17 protein-coding genes are annotated in these 22,428 nt (G+C 72.5%); 15 read left to right on the forward strand and 2 right to left on the reverse strand.

The window, feature by feature from the left end; translation table 11 throughout:
• Positions 1-22 precede the first annotated feature (22 nt).
• The 12 genes from LZ495_RS09620 (at position 23) to argH (ending at position 13,564) form a co-directional block, all read left to right on the forward strand.
• On the forward strand, positions 23-1,699 hold the full coding sequence (locus tag LZ495_RS09620) for an ABC transporter substrate-binding protein (RefSeq protein WP_235051619.1): 1,677 nt from the start codon (positions 23-25) through the stop codon (positions 1,697-1,699).
• Positions 1,696-2,658 (forward strand): ABC transporter permease, encoded by a 963-nt coding sequence (locus tag LZ495_RS09625; protein WP_235051620.1) that lies wholly within the window; start codon positions 1,696-1,698, stop codon positions 2,656-2,658. Before LZ495_RS09620 ends, LZ495_RS09625 begins: the two co-directional genes overlap by 4 nt.
• Positions 2,655-3,566: an ABC transporter permease gene (locus LZ495_RS09630; RefSeq protein WP_235051621.1), complete on the forward strand. Its 912-nt coding sequence runs from the start codon at positions 2,655-2,657 to the stop codon at positions 3,564-3,566. The genes LZ495_RS09625 and LZ495_RS09630 overlap by 4 nt, the downstream gene beginning before the upstream one ends.
• A complete protein-coding gene (locus tag LZ495_RS09635) occupies positions 3,563-4,552 on the forward strand; it encodes an ABC transporter ATP-binding protein (protein WP_235051622.1) in 990 nt (329 codons plus the stop codon). The genes LZ495_RS09630 and LZ495_RS09635 overlap by 4 nt, the downstream gene beginning before the upstream one ends.
• Complete coding sequence (locus LZ495_RS09640; protein WP_235051623.1) at positions 4,545-5,405, forward strand: ABC transporter ATP-binding protein; 861 nt, start codon at positions 4,545-4,547, stop codon at positions 5,403-5,405. The genes LZ495_RS09635 and LZ495_RS09640 overlap by 8 nt, the downstream gene beginning before the upstream one ends.
• 327 nt (positions 5,406-5,732) lie before the next feature.
• Positions 5,733-6,761 (forward strand): N-acetyl-gamma-glutamyl-phosphate reductase, encoded by a 1,029-nt coding sequence (argC, locus tag LZ495_RS09645; RefSeq protein ID WP_235051624.1) that lies wholly within the window; start codon positions 5,733-5,735, stop codon positions 6,759-6,761.
• A complete protein-coding gene (gene argJ, locus LZ495_RS09650; RefSeq protein ID WP_235051625.1) occupies positions 6,758-7,909 on the forward strand; it encodes a bifunctional glutamate N-acetyltransferase/amino-acid acetyltransferase ArgJ in 1,152 nt (383 codons plus the stop codon). Before argC ends, argJ begins: the two co-directional genes overlap by 4 nt.
• Before the next feature lie 80 nt (positions 7,910-7,989).
• Complete coding sequence (gene argB, locus LZ495_RS09655; protein WP_235051941.1) at positions 7,990-8,895, forward strand: acetylglutamate kinase; 906 nt, start codon at positions 7,990-7,992, stop codon at positions 8,893-8,895.
• Positions 8,892-10,130 carry an acetylornithine transaminase gene (locus LZ495_RS09660; RefSeq protein WP_235051626.1) on the forward strand — a complete coding sequence of 413 codons (1,239 nt, stop codon included), beginning with the start codon at positions 8,892-8,894 and terminating at the stop codon, positions 10,128-10,130. Before argB ends, LZ495_RS09660 begins: the two co-directional genes overlap by 4 nt.
• A 61-nt stretch (positions 10,131-10,191) precedes the next feature.
• Positions 10,192-10,755, forward strand: coding sequence for an arginine repressor (locus LZ495_RS09665; RefSeq protein WP_235051627.1), 564 nt, complete (start codon positions 10,192-10,194; stop codon positions 10,753-10,755).
• A gap of 107 nt (positions 10,756-10,862) precedes the next feature.
• On the forward strand, positions 10,863-12,059 hold the full coding sequence (locus LZ495_RS09670) for an argininosuccinate synthase (protein WP_235051628.1): 1,197 nt from the start codon (positions 10,863-10,865) through the stop codon (positions 12,057-12,059).
• An 86-nt stretch (positions 12,060-12,145) separates the two neighbouring features.
• On the forward strand, positions 12,146-13,564 hold the full coding sequence (argH, locus tag LZ495_RS09675) for an argininosuccinate lyase (RefSeq protein ID WP_235051629.1): 1,419 nt from the start codon (positions 12,146-12,148) through the stop codon (positions 13,562-13,564).
• Between the two features lie 106 nt (positions 13,565-13,670).
• Here the strand turns inward: argH and LZ495_RS09680 are convergent, their stop codons facing one another.
• Both LZ495_RS09680 and LZ495_RS09685 read right to left on the reverse strand, forming a co-directional pair.
• Positions 13,671-15,020: a branched-chain amino acid ABC transporter substrate-binding protein gene (locus LZ495_RS09680; RefSeq protein ID WP_235051630.1), complete on the reverse strand. Its 1,350-nt coding sequence runs from the start codon at positions 15,018-15,020 to the stop codon at positions 13,671-13,673.
• Between the two features lie 105 nt (positions 15,021-15,125).
• On the reverse strand, positions 15,126-17,582 hold the full coding sequence (locus LZ495_RS09685) for a bifunctional serine/threonine-protein kinase/ABC transporter substrate-binding protein (protein WP_235051631.1): 2,457 nt from the start codon (positions 17,580-17,582) through the stop codon (positions 15,126-15,128).
• Positions 17,583-17,983: 401 nt separating this feature from the next.
• Here LZ495_RS09685 and LZ495_RS09690 point away from each other — a divergent pair, with 401 nt between their 5' ends.
• Genes LZ495_RS09690 through LZ495_RS09700 form a run of 3 tightly spaced genes read left to right on the forward strand, consistent with a single transcriptional unit; the run spans position 17,984 to position 22,183 of the window.
• The gene (locus LZ495_RS09690) at positions 17,984-19,222 is read left to right on the forward strand and encodes an alpha/beta hydrolase family protein (RefSeq protein WP_235051632.1); all 1,239 of its coding nucleotides are present in this window, start codon (positions 17,984-17,986) and stop codon (positions 19,220-19,222) included.
• Positions 19,219-21,321, forward strand: coding sequence for a WS/DGAT/MGAT family O-acyltransferase (locus LZ495_RS09695; protein ID WP_235051633.1), 2,103 nt, complete (start codon positions 19,219-19,221; stop codon positions 21,319-21,321). The genes LZ495_RS09690 and LZ495_RS09695 overlap by 4 nt, the downstream gene beginning before the upstream one ends.
• Before the next feature lie 13 nt (positions 21,322-21,334).
• Positions 21,335-22,183, forward strand: coding sequence for an SDR family NAD(P)-dependent oxidoreductase (locus tag LZ495_RS09700; protein ID WP_235051634.1), 849 nt, complete (start codon positions 21,335-21,337; stop codon positions 22,181-22,183).
• Positions 22,184-22,428: the final 245 nt, after the last annotated feature.

A 22,428-nucleotide genomic window follows, 5' to 3' on the forward strand; every position in this document is an offset into this window, starting at 1 on the left:
TCGTGCCGGAAAGGACCTCCAGATGCGCCCGCTGATGCGCCGAAATGTCCCGCTCACGTCCAGATCCGCCCTGCGCCGCACGGCCGTGCCCGCCGCGGCAGTCGTGGCCCTCGCCCTGGTCGCGGGCGCCTGTTCGGGCCCGCCGAAGAAGGAAGGCGGACCCTCGCCTGACGGCGGCGGCTACAAGCTGTCCGACGGAACGCCGCCCGCCAAGGGCGAGATCGACAAGTTCAGCTGGGCGCTCTACGCCGAACCGCTGACCCTCGACTACACCATGGCGTTCGACTACCCGCAGAACACCGTGCTGTCGAACGTCTGCGAAAGCCTCATGCGGTGGACGCCGCAGCTCACCGTGGCCCCCGGCCTGGCCGAGAAGACGGCCAACCCGGACCCGCTGACCTGGGTCTACGACCTGCGGTCCGGCGTGAAGTTCCACAACGGCGAGACGATGACCGCGGACGACGTCGTGTTCAGCGTCGGCCGCCAGATGGACCCCGAGATCGGCGCCGCGTGGGCCGACTCGTTCCAGTACGTCGAGTCGGTCACCGCCACCGGGCCGCTCCAGGTCACCTTCAAGCTCAAGCAGGCCGACTCGATGTTCCCGCAGCTCATGGCCACCGCCGCGGGCGTGGTGGCGAGCAAGAAGGGTGTCGAGGCAGCCGGAAAGGACTACGGCGTCCAGGGCGGCCTGGAGTGCACCGGCCCGTACAAGCTGGGGGAGTGGTCCAAGGGCCAGTCGCTGCAGCTGCAGCGCAACGACGCGTACTGGGGTACCAAGGCCAAGTCCAAGAGCGTCGAGTTCAAGTTCCTCACCGACCCGTCGGCGCGCACCAACGCCATGCTCAACAGCGAGGTCGACGGCGGCTTCCTGGTCCCCACCGAGAGCTACGAGCGGCTGCGCAACAGCGGCGTCGGCACGCTCTACTTCGGTGAGGGCCTCAGCACCGTCAACGTCAACGTGACCAGCATGAAGGGCGCCCTCGGCGACGTCCGGGTCCGCAAGGCCATATCGATGGCGCTGGACCGCAGCGGGTTCGTCAAGACCGCACTGGCCGGCAACGGCTCGGTCACCAACTCGATCACCCCGAAGGCCTCGTGGGCGGGTGCGCCGGCCGACGCCAAGGCCGCCGCGTTCGACAAGCTGCCGCCGTCCACCCAGGACATCGAGCAGGCCAAGAAGCTCATCGAAGAGGCCGGCGCCAAGGGCAAGAAGCTCGTCGTGGCCACCAGCCCCATCGGCCTGGACGTATCGCTGCTGGCCACCGCGCTGCAGGACGCCGGCACCCGGATCGGCCTGCAGATCGAGCTCAAGACCATCGCCCCGGACGCGTTCTCGGCGCTGTTCACCGACCCGGCGGCGCGCGAGGGGATCGACATGTTCCCCGAGACGTTCTACCTGTCCGTCACCGACCCGGTCGACCTGCTGCGCAACTTCAAGACCGGCGCCTACCAGAACCACGCCTCCTACTCGGACCCCGAGTACGACGCCCTGGTCGAGCAGATCTTCCAGACCTACGACCCGGCGCAGAAGTTCGCCCTGGAGGCCAAGCTCCAGCAGATGGCCCACGACCGGGTGCTGTGGATGCCGGTCGCCGAATGGCCGTCCACGGTGTTCCTCAACAAGCGGATCACCGGCGCGCCGACCACCATCTCGTACATGTACTACCCCTGGGCGGCCGATGTGGGGGCCGCGGGGTGAACTTCCTGAGATTCGCCGTACGGCGGCTGCTGGAAATGGCCGTCACCCTGCTCGGCGCCTCGTTCGTGGTCTTCGGTGCGATGTACCTGGCGCCGGGCAATCCGGCGAGTTTCCTCCTCGGCGGGCGGTCGGCCTCCCCGGCCGCCCTCGAGGCGATCGAGAAGCAGTACCACCTGGACGACCCGTTCTTCGCGCAGTACTTCCGCTGGCTCGGCAACGTGCTGCAGGGCGACTTCGGCCGCTCCCTGCAGTACCGCACCGACGTCTCGGAGCTGCTGGCCTCGCGGCTGCCCACCACGATGCTGCTGGTCGGCATGGCGCTCCTGATCGTCGTCGTCCTCGGGCTGGCCCTGGGCCGGTTCGGCGCGGTGCGCGGCGGGGCGGCCGACACGACGGTCCTGGTCGGCACCACGTTCGCGATCGGCACCCCGTCGTTCGTCGCCGCGATCCTGCTGCAAGGCCTCTTCGCGGTCCAGCTCGGCTGGTTCCCGTCCAGCGGGAGCGGCAGCGGGGAAGGCTTCGGCAGCATGGTGTGGCACCTGACGCTGCCGGCCGTCGCCCTCGCGCTCTACCTCGTCGGACTCCTCGCCCGGGTCACGCGCAGCGCGATGCTGGAGGCCATGGAAGGCGAGCACGTGGCCGTCGCGCGCAGCCGCGGCGTCCCGGAACGCCACATCATCCGGCGGCACGTCTTCCGCAACGCGCTCGGGCCGGTGCTCACCACCGCCGGGCTCATCGTCTCGACGCTGCTGGTGTGCACGGTGCTCGTGGAGTCCGCGTTCAGTGTGGGCGGCATCGGCCAGCTCCTCGAACGTGCGGCCACCACCAAGGACTTCCCGACCGTGCAGGCCATCTCCCTGATCATCATCGGCATCTTCATGACCGTGAACTTCGTCGTCGACCTCCTGCTGCCGCTCGTCGACCCGCGCATCACCCTGGGAGCGAGGTCCAAGGCATGACCGCCCCTGCTCCAGCCCCGGCTCCTGCCCCGGCTTCGACCCCGGCGCCCGCCGGCGCCGCCGCACTGATCCGGCGCCCCGGGCTCGCCCGGGTCCGCGCCAAACGCGCCCCGCTGTACGTGGCGAGCCTGGTCTTCGTCGGCCTCGTCGTGCTCCTGGCGCTGCTCGCCCCCTGGATCGCACCGCACGACCCGAACACCGCCGACCTCGGGAACGCCCTGGCCCCGCCGTCCGGCGAGCACCTCCTCGGCACCGACGCCGCGGGCCGCGACACGCTCTCCCGGCTGCTGGTCGGCGCCCGCACCTCGCTGCTCGGACCGCTCGGCGTCGTGGTGCTGTCCACGCTGCTGGGCGCGGCGGTCGGCGTCGCGGCAGGCTGGCGCGGCGGATGGCTCGACTCGCTGCTCTCCCGCGGCTCCGAGCTCACCCTCGCGTTCCCCGGCCTGCTGCTCGCGATCCTCATCGTGGCGGTCTACGGCGAAGGCCTCATGGCCCCGGTGGTCGCCCTGTCCGTGGCGTACTTCCCGTACGTCAGCCGGCTGACCCGCTCGCTCGTCCTCGCCGAGCGCGAACGGCCGTACGTCGCCGCCTACAAGGTGCAGGGCCACTCCGGCCTGCAGATCTGCCTGCGCCACGTGGTCCCCAACATCGCGCCCGTGGTGCTGGCGCAGTCCACCGTCAACTTCGGGTACGCCCTGATCGACCTGGCCGGCCTGTCGTTCCTGGGCCTCGGCGTCCCCGCCCTCACACCCGACTGGGGACGCATGGTCTTCGACGGGAAGTCCGCCATCCAGAGCGGCTATCCGCTCTCCGCCGTCATCCCGTGCGCGGCGATCATCCTCACCGTCGTCGCGTTCAACGTGGTCGGCGAGCGCTGGGCCGACAAGGTCGCGGGGAGGAAGCGGTGACCACACTCGACATCCGCGGCCTGCGCCTGCGGCTCCCGCACACCGCCCGCCCGGTCCTCGACGGCGTCGACCTCGCGGTCGGCCCGCGCGAGACCGTGGCCCTGGTCGGCGAATCCGGCTCCGGCAAGACCCTCACCTCGCGGACCGTCCTGCGGCTGCTGCCCGAAGGGGCGGTCGCCGAGGGCACCGTCGAGGTGGCCGGGCAGGACGTCCTCACCATGACCGCCAAGGAACTGCGCGACCTGCGCACCCGGACCGCGGCCATGGTCTTCCAGGACCCCCGCGCCGCCATCAACCCGCTGCGCCGCATCGGCGACTTCCTCACCGAGAGCGTGGTCCTCAACAAGGTCCTCACCTCGGCGGCCGCCGAGGCCCGCGCCGTCGAGCTGCTGGAGGCCGTCGGCCTGACCTCCGCGGCGCTGCGCCGCTACCCGAGCCAGGTCTCGGGCGGCATGCTGCAGCGCGTCATGATCGCCGGCTCGCTCATGGGCGACCCCAAACTGCTGCTCGCCGACGAACCCACCACCGCGCTGGACGTCACCACCCAGGCCGAAGTGGTCAGCCTCCTGGGCGACATGCGGGAGCGCTTCGGCACCGCGCTGCTCTTCGTCACCCACGACCTCGGGCTCGCCGCCGCGATCAGCGACCGGGTCAGCGTCATGTACGCCGGGCGCATCGTGGAGTCCGGGCCCGCGGCCGAGCTGTTCGCGCACCCCCGGCACCCCTATACCAAGGCACTGCTGGACTCGACCCCGGATCCGGACGCCCCGCCCGGGCGCCTCACCGCGATCGAGGGGCAGCCGCCGGACCTGCGCGAGGAACTCTCCGGCTGCCCGTTCGCACCGCGCTGCGTCCTCGCGACCGCGGTCTGCACCGAGCAGGCGCCGCAGGCCGCACCCGCGCCCGGGAACCCTGCCCACACCGCCGCATGCCACCACAGCGACCGGCTCGGCACCCGCCTCGAAGGGGAGACCGTCGATGCCTGACCGGACCTCCGCGACTGCTGCGCCCGCCGCGTCCCCCGAGGCGCTCCTCGAAGTCACCGGGCTGTGCCGCTCCTTCGGCGACGTGCGGGCCGTCGACGACGTGTCGTTCGTGCTGCCGCCGGGCGGCTCGCTCGGGATCGTCGGCGAGTCCGGCTCCGGGAAGACCACGACCGCCCGCATCATCGTCGGGCTGGAGCGCGCCGACTCCGGGACCGTGCGGGTGCGCGGCCAGGCGCACAACGGCACCGGGCGCGGCCGGGCCGCCCGCCTGGCCCGGGCCCGCCGCGTCCAGATGGTCTTCCAGGACCCCTACCTGTCCCTGGACCCGCGCGCCCCCGTGCGCGCGGTCCTGGCGGAAACCCTCAAGCTGCATTTCCCGGGCACCGATCACGACGCCCGCATCCACGAGCTGCTCGACCAGGTGGGCCTCGGCGCCCGCGCCGCGGACGCCCGGCCCCGCGAGCTGTCCGGCGGCCAGCGCCAGCGCGTCGCCATCGCCCGCGCGCTCGCGGTCCGCCCCGAGGTGCTCGTCCTCGACGAGGCCGTCGCGGCCCTCGACGTCTCGGTCCAGGCGCAGATCCTCAACCTGCTCGCCGACATCCGCGAGGAGACGGCCGTCGGCTACCTCTTCATCACCCACGACCTCGGCGTCGTCCGGTGCGTCACCGACGACGTGATCGTCATGCGCTCCGGCCGCATCGTCGAGGCCGGGCGTACCGGCGAGGTCCTCGGCCGGCCCGCGCACCCCTACACCCGCCTGCTCTCCGCCTCGGTCCCGCGCCCCGGCTGGGACCCGCGCGCCATCGGCGCCGCCCGCCGGGCGCTGGCCGAGGAGGACGCCGCCGCCTCCTGACCGGCGCCGGTCCGCCGCCGCGGACCGCCGCCCCGCCTCGGGCCGGGCACATCCCCGCCCGCCCAAGCCTCCGCCCCCGGCCGACGACCCGGGGGCGGAGCCGTTTCCGGTCCGTGTCGCCACCCCGCCCTGTACTCCGCACGGCGTTTCTTGCGACCGCTGTCCCCCTCTGCGCGTTGTCCACAGCTTGCGGCGGGCCGCGTGCCGGGGGCGCGGCATGATCGGCATGATTGAAGGGTGGCGTCCGACTTGTCGGGCGGCACAGGCGATGTTGTTTGCATACATCTTCCAGCCTCCGTATAGTCATGCCATCACGAGGAGGCGACCATGGGGGTCACGGCGGCATTGGCGGGAGCCAGCGGCTATGCAGGCGGCGAGATTCTCCGCCTGCTGCTCGCGCATCCGGAGATCGAGATCGGCACGCTGACGGCAGGGTCGAACGCCGGCCAGCGCCTCGGTGCGCTGCAGCCGCACCTGGTGCCGCTCGCGGACCGCGTGCTGGCCGAGACCAGCGCGGAGACGCTGGCCGGGCACGACGTGGTCTTCCTCGCGCTGCCGCACGGGAAGTCCGCGGAGATCGCCGCGCAGCTCGGCGACGACGTGCTGGTGGTCGACTGCGGCGCGGACTTCCGGCTGCACGACGCGGACGAGTGGGAGCACTTCTACGGCTCGCCGCACGCCGGCACCTGGCCGTACGGCCTGCCGGAGCTGCCCGGCGCGCGGGAGCTGCTCAAGGACACCAAGCGCATCGCGGTGCCGGGCTGCTACCCGACCGTGTCGCTGCTCAGCTGCGTGCCCGCGTTCGGCGCGGGGCTGGTCGAGCCCGATGTCGTCATCGTCGCCGCGTCCGGCACCTCCGGGGCCGGCAAGGCCCTCAAGCCCCACCTGCTGGGCAGCGAGGTCATGGGATCGGCGAGCGCGTACGGCGTCGGCGGCGTGCACCGGCACACCCCGGAGATCCGGCAGGGCCTGAGCGCCGCGGCGGGCGAGACGGTGACGGTGTCCTTCACCCCGACCCTGGTCCCCATGTCGCGCGGCATCCTGGCGACCTGCACCGCCAAGCTCAAGCCGGGCGTCACCGCGGAGCAGGCCCGGGCCGCGTACGAAGCCGCTTATGCGCACGAGCCGTTCGTGCACCTGATGGCCGAAGGCCAGTGGCCTGCCACCGCCATGGTCTACGGCGCCAACACCGCACTGATCCAGGTCGCGGTCGACGAGCGGGCCGGCCGCCTGGTCGTCGTCGGCGCGATCGACAACCTCGCCAAGGGCACCGCCGGCGGCGCTTTGCAGAGCACCAACATCGCCCTGGGCCTCGCCGAGGACCTGGGACTGAGCAAGACGGGGGTCGCACCGTGAGTGTCACCGCAGCCAAGGGATTCCGGGCCTCCGGCGTCGCCGCCGGACTCAAGACGACGGGCGCGGCCGACGTCGCGCTCGTGGTCAACGACGGGCCTTCGCTCGCCGCGGCGGGTGTGTTCACCTCCAACCGCGTGCAGGCCGCCCCGGTGAAGTGGTCGCGCCAGGTGCTGACCGGCGGGCAGCTGCAGGCCGTGGTGCTCAACTCCGGCGGGGCGAATGCCTGCACCGGGCCGCAAGGCTTCCAGAACACCCACAAGACCGCCGAGCAGGTCGCCGGCCTGCTGGGCCTGAACGCCGGCGAGGTCGCGGTCTGCTCGACCGGGCTGATCGGCCTCCAGCTGCCCATGGACAAGCTGCTGCCGGGCGTCGACGCCGCGGCCGCCGCACTGTCCGCGGACGGCGGCGAGGCCGCCGCGATCGCCATCAAGACCACCGACACCGTGCACAAGGTCGCCACCGCGGGCGGCGCCGGCTGGACCGTGGGCGGCATGGCCAAGGGCGCGGGCATGCTCGCCCCGGGGCTCGCCACCATGCTCGTGGTGCTCACCACCGACGCCGACGTCCCGGCCGCGGAGCTGGACGCCGCGCTGCGGGCCGCCACGCACACCACGTTCGACCGGATCGACTCCGACGGCTGCATGTCGACCAACGACACCGTGCTGCTGCTCGCCTCCGGCGCCTCCGGGATCAGCCCCGGCCAGGGCGAGTTCGCGGCCGCCGTGCAGGCGGTCTGCGCCGACCTGGCCCGGCAGCTGATCGGCGACGCCGAGGGCGCCAGCAAGGACATCGCCATCGTGGTCGAGGGCGCGGCAACCGAGGCCGACGCGCTCGAAGTGGCCCGCTCCATCGCCCGCAACAACCTGCTGATGTGCGCGATCCACGGCGAGGACCCCAACTGGGGCCGGGTGCTCTCCGCGATCGGCACCACCGGCGCGGCCTTCGACGCCGACGAGCTGGACGTCGCGATCAACGGCGTCTGGGTCTGCAAGGGCGGCGCGGTCGGCGAGGACCGCGACCTCGTCGACATGACCGGCCGCGAGGTCTTCATCACCGCCCGGCTCAACGCCGGCGCCGAGACCGTCACCGTCTGGACCAACGACCTGACCGCGGACTACGTCCACGAGAACTCGGCGTACTCGTCATGACCGAGCACGTCGCACAGACAGCGCAGACCCACACCAACTCCGGGGGGAGCACGGTGAAGACCGAGTCGGTGGGCAAGGCCATCCGGGCCGCACGGCACAACGTCGCGCTCGGCAAGGCGCACACCCTCATCGAGGCACTGCCGTGGCTCGAGCACTATTACGGCAAGACCGTCGTCATCAAGTTCGGCGGCAACGCCATGGTCGACGACGCCCTCAAGCGGGCGTTCGCCCAGGACGTCGTCTTCCTGCGCTTCGCCGGCCTCAAGCCGGTCATCGTGCACGGCGGCGGCCCGCAGATCAGCGCGCACCTGGACAAGCTCGGCCTGGAGTCCACCTTCGCGGGCGGCCTGCGGGTCACCACGCCCGAGGCGATGGACGTCGTGCGCATGGTGCTGGCCGGCCAGGTGCAGCGCGAGATCGTCGGGCTGATCAACGAGCACGGTCCGTTCGCGGTCGGCATGACCGGCGAGGACGCGCACACCATGACCGCCGAGAAGCGGCACGCCGTGGTGGACGGCGAGCTCGTCGACATCGGCCTCGTCGGCGACGTCGTCGAGGTCAACCCGGGCGCCATCGCGGCGCTGCTGGACGACGGCCGCATCCCGGTCATCTCGTCGGTCGCGCGCGGCGCCGACGGGCACGTCTACAACGTCAACGCGGACACCGCCGCGGCCGCCCTGGCCGCCGCCCTCAAGGCCGAGCGGCTGGTCGTGCTCACCGACGTCGAGGGGCTGTACGCCGACTGGCCGACCAGCGACGAGGTGATCAGCCGGCTGGACGCCGACGAGCTCGCCGCGCTGCTGCCCAAGCTGTCCAGCGGCATGGTGCCCAAGATGGAGGCGTGCCTGCGCGCCGTCCAGGCCGGCGTCAAGGCCGCGCACGTCCTCGACGGCCGGGTCGCGCACTCGCTGCTGCTCGAGGTGTTCACCGACGAAGGCGTCGGGACCATGGTCGTCCCGGCACACGGCAAGGGGGCAGGGGCATGACGGGGAACCACGCGGACACCGGTGCGAGCGGCAACGCGGACTACCGGCAGCGCTGGGCCGGCGCCCTGATGCCCTCGCTCGGGCAGCCCACCGTCGCCCTGGTGTCCGGCAAGGGCGCGCACGTGGTCGACGCGGACGGCCGCGAGTACGTCGACTTCCTCTCCGGCGTCGCGGTGAACGTCCTCGGGCACGCCCACCCGGCGATCATCGACGCGGTGACCGCCCAGATCTCCGCGGTCGGGCACGTCTCCAACCTGTTCATCTCGACCCGCGCGGTCGAGCTCGCCGAGCGGCTCCTCGGCCTGACCGGCCGGGACGGCCGGGTGTTCTTCTGCAACTCCGGCGCCGAGGCCAACGAGGCCGCCTTCAAGATCGCCCGCCGCACCGGGCGGCCCGAGGTCGTCACCGTCGAAGGCTCGTTCCACGGCCGCACGATGGGCGCCCTCGCGCTCACCGGCCAGCCCGGCAAGCGGGAGGGCTTCGAACCGCTGCCCGGCGGCGTGAAGTACGTCCCGTTCGGCGACATCGAGGCGCTCGACGCCGCGGTCACCGAGAACACCGCGGCCGTGCTCCTGGAGCCCATCCAGGGCGAGTTCGGGGTCCGGCCGCTGCCCCCCGGCTACCTGGAGCGGGCCCGCGAGATCACCGCCGAGCGCGGCGCGCTGCTCATGCTCGACGAGGTGCAGACCGGCACCGGGCGCACCGGCTACTGGTTCGCCCACCAGGACCCGTACTTCGGCGGCGTGCAGCCCGACGTCATGACCCTGGCCAAGGGCATCGGCGGCGGCCTGCCGCTGGGCGCCTGCGTGGCGTTCGGCAAGGCCGCCGAACTGCTCGCCCCCGGCCAGCACGCCTCGACCTTCGGCGGCAACCCGGTGTGCTGCGCGGCCGGCCTCGCGGTCCTCGACACCATCGACGCGGACGGCCTGCTGGACCGCACCCGGGAGCTCGGCGCCCGGATCGCGGACGGCGTGCAGGGACTCGGCCACCCGCTGGTCGATCACGTACGCGGTGCCGGGCTCCTGCTCGGTATCGTGCTGACCGCACCGGTCGCCGCCCAGGTCGCGACGGCCGCGGGCGACGCCGGCTTCCTCGTCAACGCGGTCGCCCCGGACGTCATCCGGCTGGCCCCGCCGCTGGTCGTCGAGGACGCCGACGCGGCCGCGCTGGTCGAGGCGCTGCCCAAGATCCTCGATGCGGCGACCGCCGCCTCGACCCCGGGAGGTGCGGCATGACCCCCACGACCGCGGCGCGCCTCGGCGGCCGACGACGAGTCCGAAGGTAGGCGAGGTCGTCATGAGCAACGAGCAGGACACCATGCCGACGCCGGCATCCGACGGCGTGTACGCGGTGCCCAGCACCCGGACCGCCCGGCACCGGCGGATCGTGGACCTGCTGACCCGGAACCGGGTCAGGTCCCAAGGGCAACTTGCCCGGCTGCTCGCCGACGACGGCCTCGCCGTCACGCAGGCCACGCTCTCGCGCGATCTCGACGAGCTGGGCGCCGTGAAGATCCGCGACGCGGAAGGCGCGCTGATCTACGCGGTGCCCGCCGAGGGCGGCGACCGCACGCCGCGGCCGCCGCTCGAGGACGCGGTCAGCGAAGGGCGGCTCGCCCGGCTGGCCGGCGAACTCCTGGTCTCCGCGGAGGCCTCCGGCAACCTCGTGGTGGTGCGCACACCGCCCGGGGCCGCGCAGTTCCTCGCCTCGGCGATGGACCACGCGGAGAGCCGCGAGGTGCTCGGGACCATCGCCGGCGACGACACCATCCTCCTGGTGTGCCGGGACCCCGAGGGCGGTGCCGCCCTCGTCGCCCACCTGATCTCGCTCGCCGAAGGCCGCGCCGCCGCGACCGAATGACCACCGGATGACCACCGGATGACCTCGGCCGCGGACCGCACCACCTGAACCACCCCGCAAGGCCCGTCCTGCCCCGGGCCCGGCGGACCGAACGAAGGAGAACGCTCGTGACCGAGCGCGTCGTACTCGCATACTCCGGAGGTCTGGACACCTCGGTCTGCATCGGCTGGATCGCCGAGGAGACCGGAGCCGAGGTCATCGCCGTCGCGGTGGACGTCGGGCAGGGCGGCGAGGACCTGGAGGCCATCCGCAAGCGGGCCCTGGCCTGCGGCGCGGTCGAGGCCGAAGTGGCCGACGCCCGCGACGAATTCGCCGACGAGTACTGCCTCCCGGCGATCAAGGCCAACGCCCGCTACATGGACCAGTACCCGCTGGTCTCGTCGCTGTCCCGGCCGGTCATCGCCAAGCACCTGGTCGCCGCGGCCAAGAAGCACGGCGCCACCACGGTCGCGCACGGCTGCACCGGCAAGGGCAACGACCAGGTCCGGTTCGAGGTCGGCATCGCGTCGCTGGCCCCCGAGCTCACGTGCATCGCCCCGGTCCGCGACTACGCGATGACCCGGGACAAGGCGATCGCCTTCGCCGAGGCCAACAGCCTGCCCATCGCCACCACCAAGAAGTCGCCGTACTCCATCGACCAGAACGTCTTCGGGCGCGCGGTCGAGACCGGCTTCCTCGAGGACATCTGGAACGGCCCGATCGAGGACGTCTACGAGTACACCCAGGACCCGGCCGTGCCGCGCGAGGCCGACGAGGTCGTCATCACCTTCCGGTCCGGTGTGCCCGTCGCGCTGGACGGCCGCCCGGTCACCGTCCTGCAGGCCATCGAGGAGCTCAACCGGCGGGCCGGCGCGCAGGGCGTCGGCCGGATCGACATGGTCGAGGACCGCCTGGTCGGCATCAAGAGCCGGGAGATCTACGAGGCGCCCGGCGCCATCGCACTGATCACCGCGCATGCCGAACTGGAGAACGTCACCGTGGAGCGCGAACTCGCGCGCTACAAGCGGCAGGTCGAGCAGCGCTGGGCCGAACTCGTCTACGACGGCCTGTGGTTCTCGCCGCTCAAGCGCGCCCTGGACGGCTTCGTCGAGGAGGCCAACCAGTACGTGTCCGGCGACATCCGGATGACGCTGCACGGCGGCCGCGCCGTGGTCACCGGCCGGCGCAGCGACACCTCGCTCTACGACTTCAACCTGGCCACCTACGACTCGGGCGACACCTTCGACCAGTCGCAGGCCAAGGGCTTCATCGAGATCTTCGGCCTGTCCAGCAAGATCGCGGCGGGCCGCGACCTCACCCAGTAGTCCCGCGGCGCGGGGCGGCCGCTCGGCCGCCCCGCGATCCGCCACCGCCCTACGACGACCACCCGCACCAAGAGAAGGCGACTACCGTGACGAACGAGCAGGAGACCACCCGTCTTTGGGGCGGCCGGTTCTCCGACGGCCCGAGCGAGGCACTGGCGAAGCTGTCCGCGTCGGTCCACTTCGACTGGCGGCTCGCGCCGTACGACATCGCCGGATCGCGCGCGCACGCCCGCGTCCTGCACAAGGCCGGGCTGCTCACCGAGGACGAGCTGACCCGCATGCTGGCCGGTCTGGACCGGCTGGAGGCGGAGGTCGCGGCGGGCACGTTCACCGCGACCATCGAGGACGAGGACGTGCACACCGCGCTGGAGCGCGGCCTGCTGGAGCAGCTCGGCCCGGAGCTGGGCGGCAAGCTGCGGGCCGGCCGCTCGCGCAACGACCAGATCGCCACGCTCGGCCGCATGTACCTGCGCGACCACGCCCGCACCATCGGCACGCTGCTCGCCGACCTGCAGGAGGCGCTGGTCGAGCAGGCCGCCGCCAACCTCGACGTCGCGATGCCGGGCCGCACCCACCTGCAGCACGCCCAGCCGGTGCTGCTCGCCCACCACCTGCTCGCGCACGTCCAGGCGTTCTCCCGGGACGCGGACCGGCTGCGCGACTGGGACCGGCGCACGGACGTGTCGGCGTACGGCTCCGGCGCACTGGCCGGCTCGTCGCTCGGCCTGGACCCCGAGTCGGTGGCCCGCGACCTGGGCTTCTCGGCGTCCGCCGCGAACTCCATCGACGGCACTGCGAGCCGCGACTTCGCCGCGGAGTTCGCGTTCGTCACCGCGATGCTCGGCGTCAACCTGTCCCGGCTGGCCGAGGAGATCATCATCTGGAACACGAAGGAGTTCTCCTTCGTCGACCTGCACGATGCCTACTCCACCGGCTCGTCGATCATGCCGCAGAAGAAGAACCCGGACATCGCCGAGCTGGCGCGCGGCAAGTCCGGCCGGCTGATCGGCAACCTGACCGGCCTGATGGCCACCCTCAAGGCCCTCCCGCTCGCGTACAACCGCGACCTGCAGGAGGACAAGGAGCCGGTCTTCGACAGCATCGACACCCTCGAAGTGCTGCTGCCCGCCTTCACCGGCATGGTCGCCACGCTGCGCTTCCACCGCGAACGCCTGGAGGCGCTCGCCCCGGCCGGCTTCTCGCTGGCCACCGACATCGCCGAATGGCTGGTCAAGCAGGGCACCCCGTTCCGCGTCGCGCACGAGGTCGCGGGCGCCTGCGTGAAGTACTGCGAGCCGCGCGGCCTGGAGCTGTGGGACCTCGACGACGCGCAGCTCGCCGAGATCTCCCCGGAGCTGACTCCCGAGGTGCGCAGCGTGCTGACCGTGCTCGGCTCGATCGGCTCGCGCGACGGCCGCGGCGGCACCGCCCCGGTCCGCGTCGCCGAGCAGCTGTCCGACCTGCGCGAGGACCTCAAGGTGCAGCGCACCTGGGCGGAGAGCTGAGCGAAGGACACTGTGGGGCCCGGTCCGCGCACCCCTGGGGTACGCGGACCGGGCCCGACGCGTTGCGGTGCCGCTTCGGCCGTCGTCCGCCGTGCGGCCGACCGGGTCAGCCGGCCACGAGCTTGGCCACGCTGCCCACGTACTGGATCTTCGCGGACTTCACCTGGTAGGCGAACGTCCCGCCGGTGCCGGCCCATTCGCCCGTGCTGCGGTCGAAGGCGTACGACTTGACCAGGCCCTGGTAGCGGCTGGACCGGACCGCGCCGAGGACCGCGGCGCGGGTGACCGGCTGGTTGCCGAGCGACTTGACCGCCTCGATGAGCAGGTTGGCGATGTCGAAGCCTTCCGCGGCGTAGATGCCCGGCTTTTTCTGGAACACGCGCTCGTAATCGGCCGCGAACGCGGCGAGTGCGGGCTCCGCGGCGGCGTCGGCGACCGGGACGGTCAGCCACCAGTTCTCGGCCGAACTGCCCGCGGAGGAGACGAAGCCCTTCTCGGCCATGGCATCGGCGCCGAGCCGGGTACCGGTGAAGCCGGCCGAGTCCAGCGCCTTGGACAGAAGCGCCGCCTCGGGGCCGTAGCCGACGCACACCACCGCGTCCGCGCCGGCCTTGGCGACCGCGGTGGCGATGGCGGCGAAGTCCCGGGTGCCGGGCGGTGCGGTCTTGCGGCTGTGGCTGATGCCGCGCGAGGTCAGGCCCTCCAGGAGGCCTTCCACGATGCTGTCGGCGTACTCGGTCTTGTTGTCCACCACCACGACGTTCGTGGCCTTGAGCTTGCCGCCCAACAGCGCGGCCATCTCGGTGCCTTCGGCCCGGTCGCCGGGCAGCGCGCGGTGGAACGCGGTGAACCCGCGGGTGCCGAGCGTGTGCTTCGTGGCCCCCGGCGTGACGGTCGCCAGCCCCGCGGCGCCGTACGCCTCGCCGGTGGTCATGGCGGGGCCGCTGAACAGCGGTCCGACGACGGCGACGACCTCGCTGTCGTCGAGCAGCACCTTGGCGGCAGCGGGCCCCTTGGGCCCCTGGCCTTCGTCGTCCGCGACGACCAGCTCGAGCCGGAACGTCAGCTTGCCGGTCGACTCCGCCTGCTTGAGGGCGAGTTCGACACCGGTCTGGAGATTGGCCCCCATCTCCGCGGCGCCGCCGCCGGAGAGCGGAGCCTGCAGGCCGATCCGGTAGCGCGGCTTGGGGCCGGTGGGGGTCGGCGCCGCCGGCGCCTCGCTCGGCCCGGCCGCCGGGGGCGCGGGCGGGGGAGCGGAGCCGGTCGCCGCGGCCGACTTGGTGCCGTCGGACGAACACGCGGCCACACCGCCGATCGCCGCGGCGGACAGCAGCGCACCGCCGATGATCAGGCGCCGGCGCGCCGGGTCCGGCGCGGTACCGGATGCTTCGTCCCGTCGTGCTGACAGGTGGCGGCCGGTGACGGCGGCCGGATCGTCGGACTGCAGCGGGTGCACGTGCGGTTCCTTCCCCGAGTGGATCTTGCGCGGACATAGTGCCAGGACCGACTGGTCGTTTCATCGGCATATCCACGCGGCGCGAGGACCTCGAGGGGTGGCGGTTCAGCCGCCGGTGAGCTTGGCGACGCTGCCGAGGTACTGGATCTTTCCGGACTTCACCTCGTACGCGAAGGTCCCGCCGGTGCCTGCCCATTCGCCGTTGCCGCGGTCGAACGCGTACGACTTGACCAGGCCTTGGTAGCGGCTTGCACGCACCGCGCCGAGTACGGCCGCGCGTGTGGCGGGCTGGTTGCCCAGCGACTTGATCGCCTGGATGAGGAGGTTGGCGACGTCGAAGGCCTCGGCGGCGTAGGTGCCGGGCGCTTCGCGGTACTTGCCGGAGTAGTCCGCGGCGAACCTGGCGAGCGTGCTCTCGGCGCCTGCGTCGACGGCCGGGACGGTCATCGACCAGCCTTCCGCGGCGGTTCCGGCCGCGGCGACGAATGCCGGGTCGGCCATGCCGTCCGGGCCGATGCGGGCGCCGGTGAAGCCCACTTCGGCCAGCTTCTTCGCGAAGAGGCCGCCCTCTTGGTAGTAGCCCAGGTACGCGACGGCGTCCGCGCCCGAGTTCTTCACGGCCGTCGCGGCCGCCGAGAAGTCCGTGGTGCGCTGAGGCACCGAGTCCTTGACGACCTCCGCGCCCAGCCGGCCGAGCCCGGCCGACAGGGTGGCCGAAAGCCCTTGGCCGTACTCGGACATGTCGTCCAGCACGAACACCTTCCGGGCCATGAGCTTCTTGGCGAGGTAGGCCGCCATGTCGGTGCCCTGCGTGGTGTCGCTCGGTGTTGCGCGGTGGAAGGTGTCGAAGCCGAGACCGGCCAGCAGCGGGTTGGTCGCGGACGGGGTCACGGTGGCCAGTCCGGCACTGTCGTACAGCGGCAGGGCGCTCTTGGCCGTCATGCTGAACACCGGCCCCACCACGGCGAGGACCTTTGCGTTGTCGATCAGCTTCTGCGCGGCGGACGCGGCCTTGGTGGCACTGGCCTCGTCGTCGGAGGCGACGAACTCGATACGGAACGGCAGGTCGCCGCGCACGTCGGCCTGCTCGACCGCGAGTTCGGCACCGTTGCGGACATTGATGCCGAGTTGCGCGTTGGGGCCGGTCACGCCGCCCTGCATGCCGATCCGGTACACCGGCTTGGCCGAAGCGGACGGCGGGGGTGCCGCGGAGGCGCCGCCCGAGCCGGACGGCTTGCCGCCGGTGGGTGTCGAGGACGAGCCGCTGCCCGACGCCTTCCCGGTACCGCCGCCGTCCGACCGGGTGGCCAGCCAGCCGGCCACGCCGCCGACCGCGGCCACCGACACCACGGCGCCGCCGATGAGCAGCCCGCGCCGGGCGACCGCCGGGGAGGCCGGCGCGCCGGGCGGCGGGCCGGGCGGGCCGAACGGGAATCCGCCACCGGCGTGGCCTGCGGGCCCGGCGTGCAGCGGTTGTTCGTGCGGCACCGGAGCCGGCGGCCACGGCGCGGGGCCACCGGGCACCGGGGCACCCGGAGGCGGTACGCCGGGCAGGGCACCCACCGTGGGTGCGTACGCGGGCGGGGGAGGCGGCGGCACCGCGGACGGCGGAGCGGCCGGGGCCGGCGGGGCGGCGGCGGGCACCGCCCCGGGCACCTGCGTACCGCCTTCCAGGTCGAGCAGTGCGGCACTGCGCGAGGCGATGTCGTACGTGATGGCCGGCGGCAACCACCCGGCCCGGGTGAGGACTTCGGTGGTCTGGTCGCCGGGCAGCGCGGCGTTGCGCAGCTGCGCGGGCACCGGGCGCTGCGCCGGGTCCTTGGCCAGCAGCGGTGCCACCATCGGCACGAGATAGCCGGGCACGCCGCCGAGATCCGGCTGGGTGTGCACGATCCGGTAGATCAGCGACGGCGTCGAACCGGATCCGAACGGCCCCTGCCCGGTGGCCGCGAAGACCAGGACCGAGGCCAGCGAGAACATGTCGGACGCCGGCCCGATGTCGCCGCCGTCGGCCTGCTCCGGCGACATGTAGCCGGGCGAGCCGACGACAAGACCGGTACTGGTGATCGCGGTGTCGTCCACGGAGCGCGAGACGCCGAAGTCGATGAGCCGCGGCCCGTCCGGGGCGAGCAGCACGTTCGACGGCTTGAGGTCGCGGTGCACCAGCCCCGCGGCGTGCACGGCGGCGAGCGCCTCGGCCAGTCCCGCGGCGAGCGCGCGCACGGTCGCCTCGGGCAGCGGTCCATGCGCCGCGACCGCGTCGACCAGCGACGGGCCGGCCACATACGCTGTGGCCAGCCACGGCGTCCCGGCATCCGGGTCGGCGTCCACGACCGGGGCGGTGTACGGGCCGGAAACCCGCCGGGCGGCCGCGACTTCGCGCCGGAAACGGGTCCGGAACCCCTCCTCGAGGGCGAGTTCGGGCCGGACCACCTTGATCGCGACGGTCCGGCCGCCCGGCGAGCGGGCCAGGTAGACCCGGCCCATGCCCCCCGCGCCGAGCCGGGCCAGCAGGCGGTAGTCGGCCAGTTGCCTCGGATCCTCGGGCTGCAACGGCTCCACGTGAACGTCCTTCCCCCGGCACGTGCCGGGGGCGATCGCCCCCGGCACGTGCATGCTCCCATCGCCCCGGCGCCGCCGTCGCACGGCGTGGCGGAAACGCATCCCCGCAACCGGTCGCGAGTGATCGTCCACCGTTCCGTACCCGGCACATTGCCGTTCCGTTTCGGTGCCGTCTCGGACGACTGGTCGGTCATGAGTGGAAGTAAAGGTTCCGGACGTATATGTGAATTCGTCGTTACTACTGGCTAGTGGCTGTGTTCGCTCCGTTGATTCCGTACTACTGTCGGGCGTGCCGGATCGCCGCAGGGTTGCGAACGGATCACTGTGAGTGATCGGCTGCGCCGTGTTGTCCTGCTCTGGCCGGGGCCGCGCACCATCCGCTCGGGGGAGGGGAATCAAGCATGCTCGACCGCCTGCGCCGGATACGTTCCGAGGGCGAGAAGTCCGCACTGCTGCTGTCCGACATCCCCATGGGGGCGATGCTGCGCAGCGTCCCGCGCTCGGTCGGCTTCGGAGTCCGCTCGTACGTCCGGTCGCTGCGCGCCGAGCGCCGCAACTACCCGGACATGCCGACGGTCTTCCCGACGCCCGGCCTGGTCTCGGCGGCCTTCCTCGACGAGCTCGTGGTGGCCTTCATGTCCACCAGCCGGCTCTCGCCGGGCCCGGAGGACGCCCTCCGGATCCGCGAGGAAGTCGCCGAGGCGCTCGGCAAGTTCCGCGCCGAGACCTACCTGGACGACCCGGCGCTGTTCCACCCGGAACCTCCGCCGCTGACCGACCCGGTCATCCGCGGCAAGTTGTACGGCACCATCAGCTACGAGCAACTTGCCTTCGACAGCGGCTACGTCCCCTGGCCCGGTATCCCCGGCGCCACCCGGTGGCAGTCCGCCGGCGCGAACCAGCGCGTCTGGGCGTACGTCCTCCGGCACCCCGGAAAGCCCCGGCCGTGGGTGGTCAACCTGCACGGCTTCGGCATGGGCCGGCCGAGCGACCTGGCCGCCTTCCGGTCACAGCGCATGCACCGCGAACTGGGCGTCAACGTCATGCACGTGGTCCTGCCGATGCACGGCCCGCGCAAGGCGTCCCGCACCCAGGACGCGCCGTTCATCTCGTTCGACTACCTCGGCAACGTGCACGGCCTGGGGCAGGCGGTCTGGGACACCCGGCGCTGCATCGACTGGGCGCGCAGCCAGGGCGCCACCAAAGTCGCGGTCCACGGGCTCTCGCTCGGCGCGTACGTGGCCGCGCTGCTCGCGGGCGTGGAGGACCTCGACTGCGTGATCGTCGGCGTGCCGTCGGTGGACATGGCCTGGGTCATGTCGCACCACGTGCCGGACGACATCAAACGCGAAGTGCAGGCGGCGGGACTGCTCGGCACCGAGGCCGAGACCATCCACCACGTCGTCTCGCCGCTCGCCGTCACCCCGCGGGTGCCCCTGGAACGCCGGTTCGTCTACGCGGGCCTTGCCGACCGCATGGCCACGCCGCAGCAGGCGTACCGGCTGTGGAAGCACTGGGAGGAACCGTCCGTCTGCTGGTACCGCGGTTCGCACATCGGGGCGATGTGGAACCGGCAGACCCGTCGCTTCATCGATGATGCCCTGACCTCGTCGGGCATCGGGAGGAGGAACACCTGGTGAAGCTCTCCGGTCTGGACTCGGCCTTCCTGGCGCTGGAGTCGGAGACATGGCCGATGCACGTCGTCTGCCTCACCGTCGTGGACGCCTCGGACACCGGCGGACGCATCGACCACGAGGCCTTCAAGGAGACGCTCGCGAAGCGGCTGCCGCGGCTGCCGCTGCTGAGCCGCAAGCTGGTGCAGAGCCCGTGGGGGCTGTCCCGCCCGCACTGGGTGCCCGACCCGGACTTCGACTTCCGCGACCATGTGCACCGCGCGACCGTGGCCAGGCCCGGCGGACGCCGCGAACTGGCCGACCTGGCCGCGCAGATCTACCGCAACCGCCTGGACCGCGACCGGCCGCTCTGGGAGTGGTGGGTGGTCGAGGGCCTGGAGAACGACCGCATCGCGCACATGTGGAAGGTGCACCACGCGTGCATCGACGGCCGGGCCGGCGCGTCGATGCAGGAGGTCTTCTTCGACGCCGACCCGGTCGGCGGCATCTCGCGCGAACTGGTGCCGCTGCCCATGCCGGACGAAGAGGACCCGCTGCCCGAGGGGTTCGCGCGCGTCGCCGAGATGGCCAAGTCGGTGGCCGGCACCCCGGTGCGGCTGGTCGGGCAGCTGGGATCGACCGCGCAGGGGGTGGTGTCCGCCGCGATGACGGGGCGGCTCTCCCAGGCGATGCCCCTCAACATGCCGCGGACCCGCTTCAACGCGCCGGTGGGGAAGGAGCGTTCGTACGGGTTCTGCACGGTCTCGCTGTCCGATGTGAAGACCGTCAAGAACGCCTTCGGCGTCAAGGTCAACGACGTCGTGCTCGCCATCGTGGGCGGCGCGATGCGCGAACAGCTCGATTCTTTCGGCGAGACGCCCGACAAGCAGTTGGTGGGGACCGTTCCGGTCGACGCCACCAAGGGCGACACGCGCTCCAGCGGCAACTTGATCACCGGCATGCTGGTGGGCCTTTCCACCGACATCGCCGATCCCGCGGAACGCCTTTTGTGCATCCATGAGAACGCGCTGGCCTCCAAGGCCGTGCAGGGCGCGTTGGGCAACGACCTGCTGACCAACCTGGCGGACACCCCGCCTCCGGTTCTGCTGAGCCTCGGCGGAGACGTCTTCCGCGCGGCGAAGATCGCCACGCATCTCCCGCCGGTCTGCAACGCGGTCATTTCCAACGTTCCGGGCCCCCGCAAGACGCTGTACTCGCAGGGGCAGAAGGTGGAGGCGTTCCACTCGATGGGCATAGTCGCGGACGGATTCGGCCTCTTCGTCGGGGGCATGAGCTACGACGACCAGATCGACATCGGGGTGCTCGCGGACCGCGAGACGCTGCCCGACCCCTTCGCGCTGGCCGACAGCATCGTCGACCAGCTGAACGTCCTGCTGAAGGCGGCCCACGAGTTCGGGCTCCCGGCCGGTTCGGTGCCGCAGCCGGACCCGGAGACCCAGGCGGAGACCGAGGCGGAGGCCGTGGTCCCGGCCGAGGACCCGGTCGAGGTTCCGGCCGGACAGCCGGTCGAGGCGCCGGCCGAGACCGTCGCCGAGACCCCGGTCGCAGCCGCGGCCGAGGCCCCGCCGGTGCCCGCCGCCAAGCCCGCCGCCCGGCCCGCGGCGAAGCGGACCCCCGCGGCCAAGCCCGCCGCGAAGACCGCCAAGACCGCCGCGAAGAGCACGGCCAAGCCCGCCGCCAAGCCTGCCGCGAAGACCGCGGCCAAGCGGGCCCCGTCGCGCGGCGGCGCCGCGAAGAGCACGACCACGACCCGGACCGCGGCCACCGCGTCCCGCAAGCCGGCGGCCCGCAAGCCCGCCGGCCCGCGGACCGCAGCGGCACCGGTACCGGCCGGCACGACCACCGGTCCGGCAGCGCCGCCGGCCGACCCCCAGCCGCAGATCCCCGCCCAGGCCACCGCCGCCCGCGTCCGCCGGACGCCCGCAGCGCGCGGCCCGGCCCCCGCGACCGCGCCGACCGTTCCGGCCGCGACGCCGGCCGCGGAGGACAACGCCGTCCCCGCGTCCACCGCAGTTCCGACGACGTTGACCGCGAAGCCGGCGGCCGGCGCGCAGGAGGCCCCTGCCGCCGCGGCCCCGGTGCCGGCCTCGGTGGCCGGAGTCTGACGGAAGGGTGACCGTGGCACGGAAAGCACCGAGGAAGACCGCACTCGTCACCGGCGCCAACTCGGGACTCGGCTTGGCCGCGGTCCTGCAGCTGGCCCGGACCGGACTGCACGCCGTGGGCACCGTGCGGTCCGCGGAGAAGGCCGAGAAGGTCCACGCCGCCGCGGAGGAGGCCGGCGTGGACGTGGAGACCCGCCTGCTCGACGTGACCGACGCGGCCGGCTGCAAGGACGTCATCGGCGACGTGCGGCCGGACATCCTGGTCAACAACGCGGGCAGCACCTGCTACGCGCCGGTCGCGGACGTCATGGAGGAGGAGGCCAGGCACCACCTGGAGACCTCCCTGTTCGCCCCGATCCGGCTCGCCAGGCTGGCCCTTCCGCACATGCAGGACCGCGGATGGGGCCGGATCGTCCAGGTCTCGTCGGTGGCGGGCAAGGTCACCTATCCGCTGATGGGCTGGTACCAGGCCGGCAAGCACGCGATGGAGGCGGTCTCCGACGCGCTGCGCCTGGAGGTGGCCGGCTCCGGCGTCCAGGTCGTGGTCGTCGCGCCGGGCGGCTTCCGCAGCGGCATCAGCGAGGACATGGCCGACGTCGCGCACCGCTACCGGGGGTCTAAATACGCGACCGCCTTCCGCCGCCTCGACCTCGGGTTCACCCTGGTCCAGCCGTTCTGGACGGACACCGACGAGGTCGCCGACGTGATCGCGTTCGCGGCCACCGCGGAGAACCCCAAGGGCCGGTACGTGGTGGGCCGCGACGCCCATGTCACGTTGCTGGTCTCGCGGATCGTGGAGAACTTCGGTGCCGCGGTCGAAGCCCGGGACAAGGTGGTCCGCCGGCTCATCGGGCTGCCCTGACCCTCGCCCCGGCCGCTCCGGACATCCCGATTGCGCGGCCTCGCGATCCAGGGTGTGCCGCGGGTTCCCACCCGGGTAGAAGAACCGGAAAAGCCGTGTGGAACAGTGACGGAACACAAGGCGGCGGGCGTATTGCCCGCCGCCCGTGCACACTTCGCACGGCGATCAGGGCGATCAGGGCCCGTGCGGCGGGGGACGTCGGGTCGGCGTCCCCGGCCGCGCGTGCCCGCGGGTACACCAGGGAG

The organism is Yinghuangia soli (assembly GCF_021502675.1).
Lineage (GTDB): Bacteria > Actinomycetota > Actinomycetes > Streptomycetales > Streptomycetaceae > Yinghuangia > Yinghuangia soli.

Coding starts and splice junctions, on each gene's coding strand:
- LZ495_RS09620 (WP_235051619.1), top strand. CDS start 23: ATGCGCCCGCTGATGCGCCGAAATGTCCCGCTCACGTCCAGATCCGCC.
- LZ495_RS09630 (WP_235051621.1), top strand. CDS start 2,655: ATGACCGCCCCTGCTCCAGCCCCGGCTCCTGCCCCGGCTTCGACCCCG.
- LZ495_RS09640 (WP_235051623.1), top strand. CDS start 4,545: ATGCCTGACCGGACCTCCGCGACTGCTGCGCCCGCCGCGTCCCCCGAG.
- argC (WP_235051624.1), top strand. CDS start 5,733: ATGGGGGTCACGGCGGCATTGGCGGGAGCCAGCGGCTATGCAGGCGGC.
- LZ495_RS09660 (WP_235051626.1), top strand. CDS start 8,892: ATGACGGGGAACCACGCGGACACCGGTGCGAGCGGCAACGCGGACTAC.
- LZ495_RS09665 (WP_235051627.1), top strand. CDS start 10,192: ATGAGCAACGAGCAGGACACCATGCCGACGCCGGCATCCGACGGCGTG.
- LZ495_RS09690 (WP_235051632.1), top strand. CDS start 17,984: ATGCTCGACCGCCTGCGCCGGATACGTTCCGAGGGCGAGAAGTCCGCA.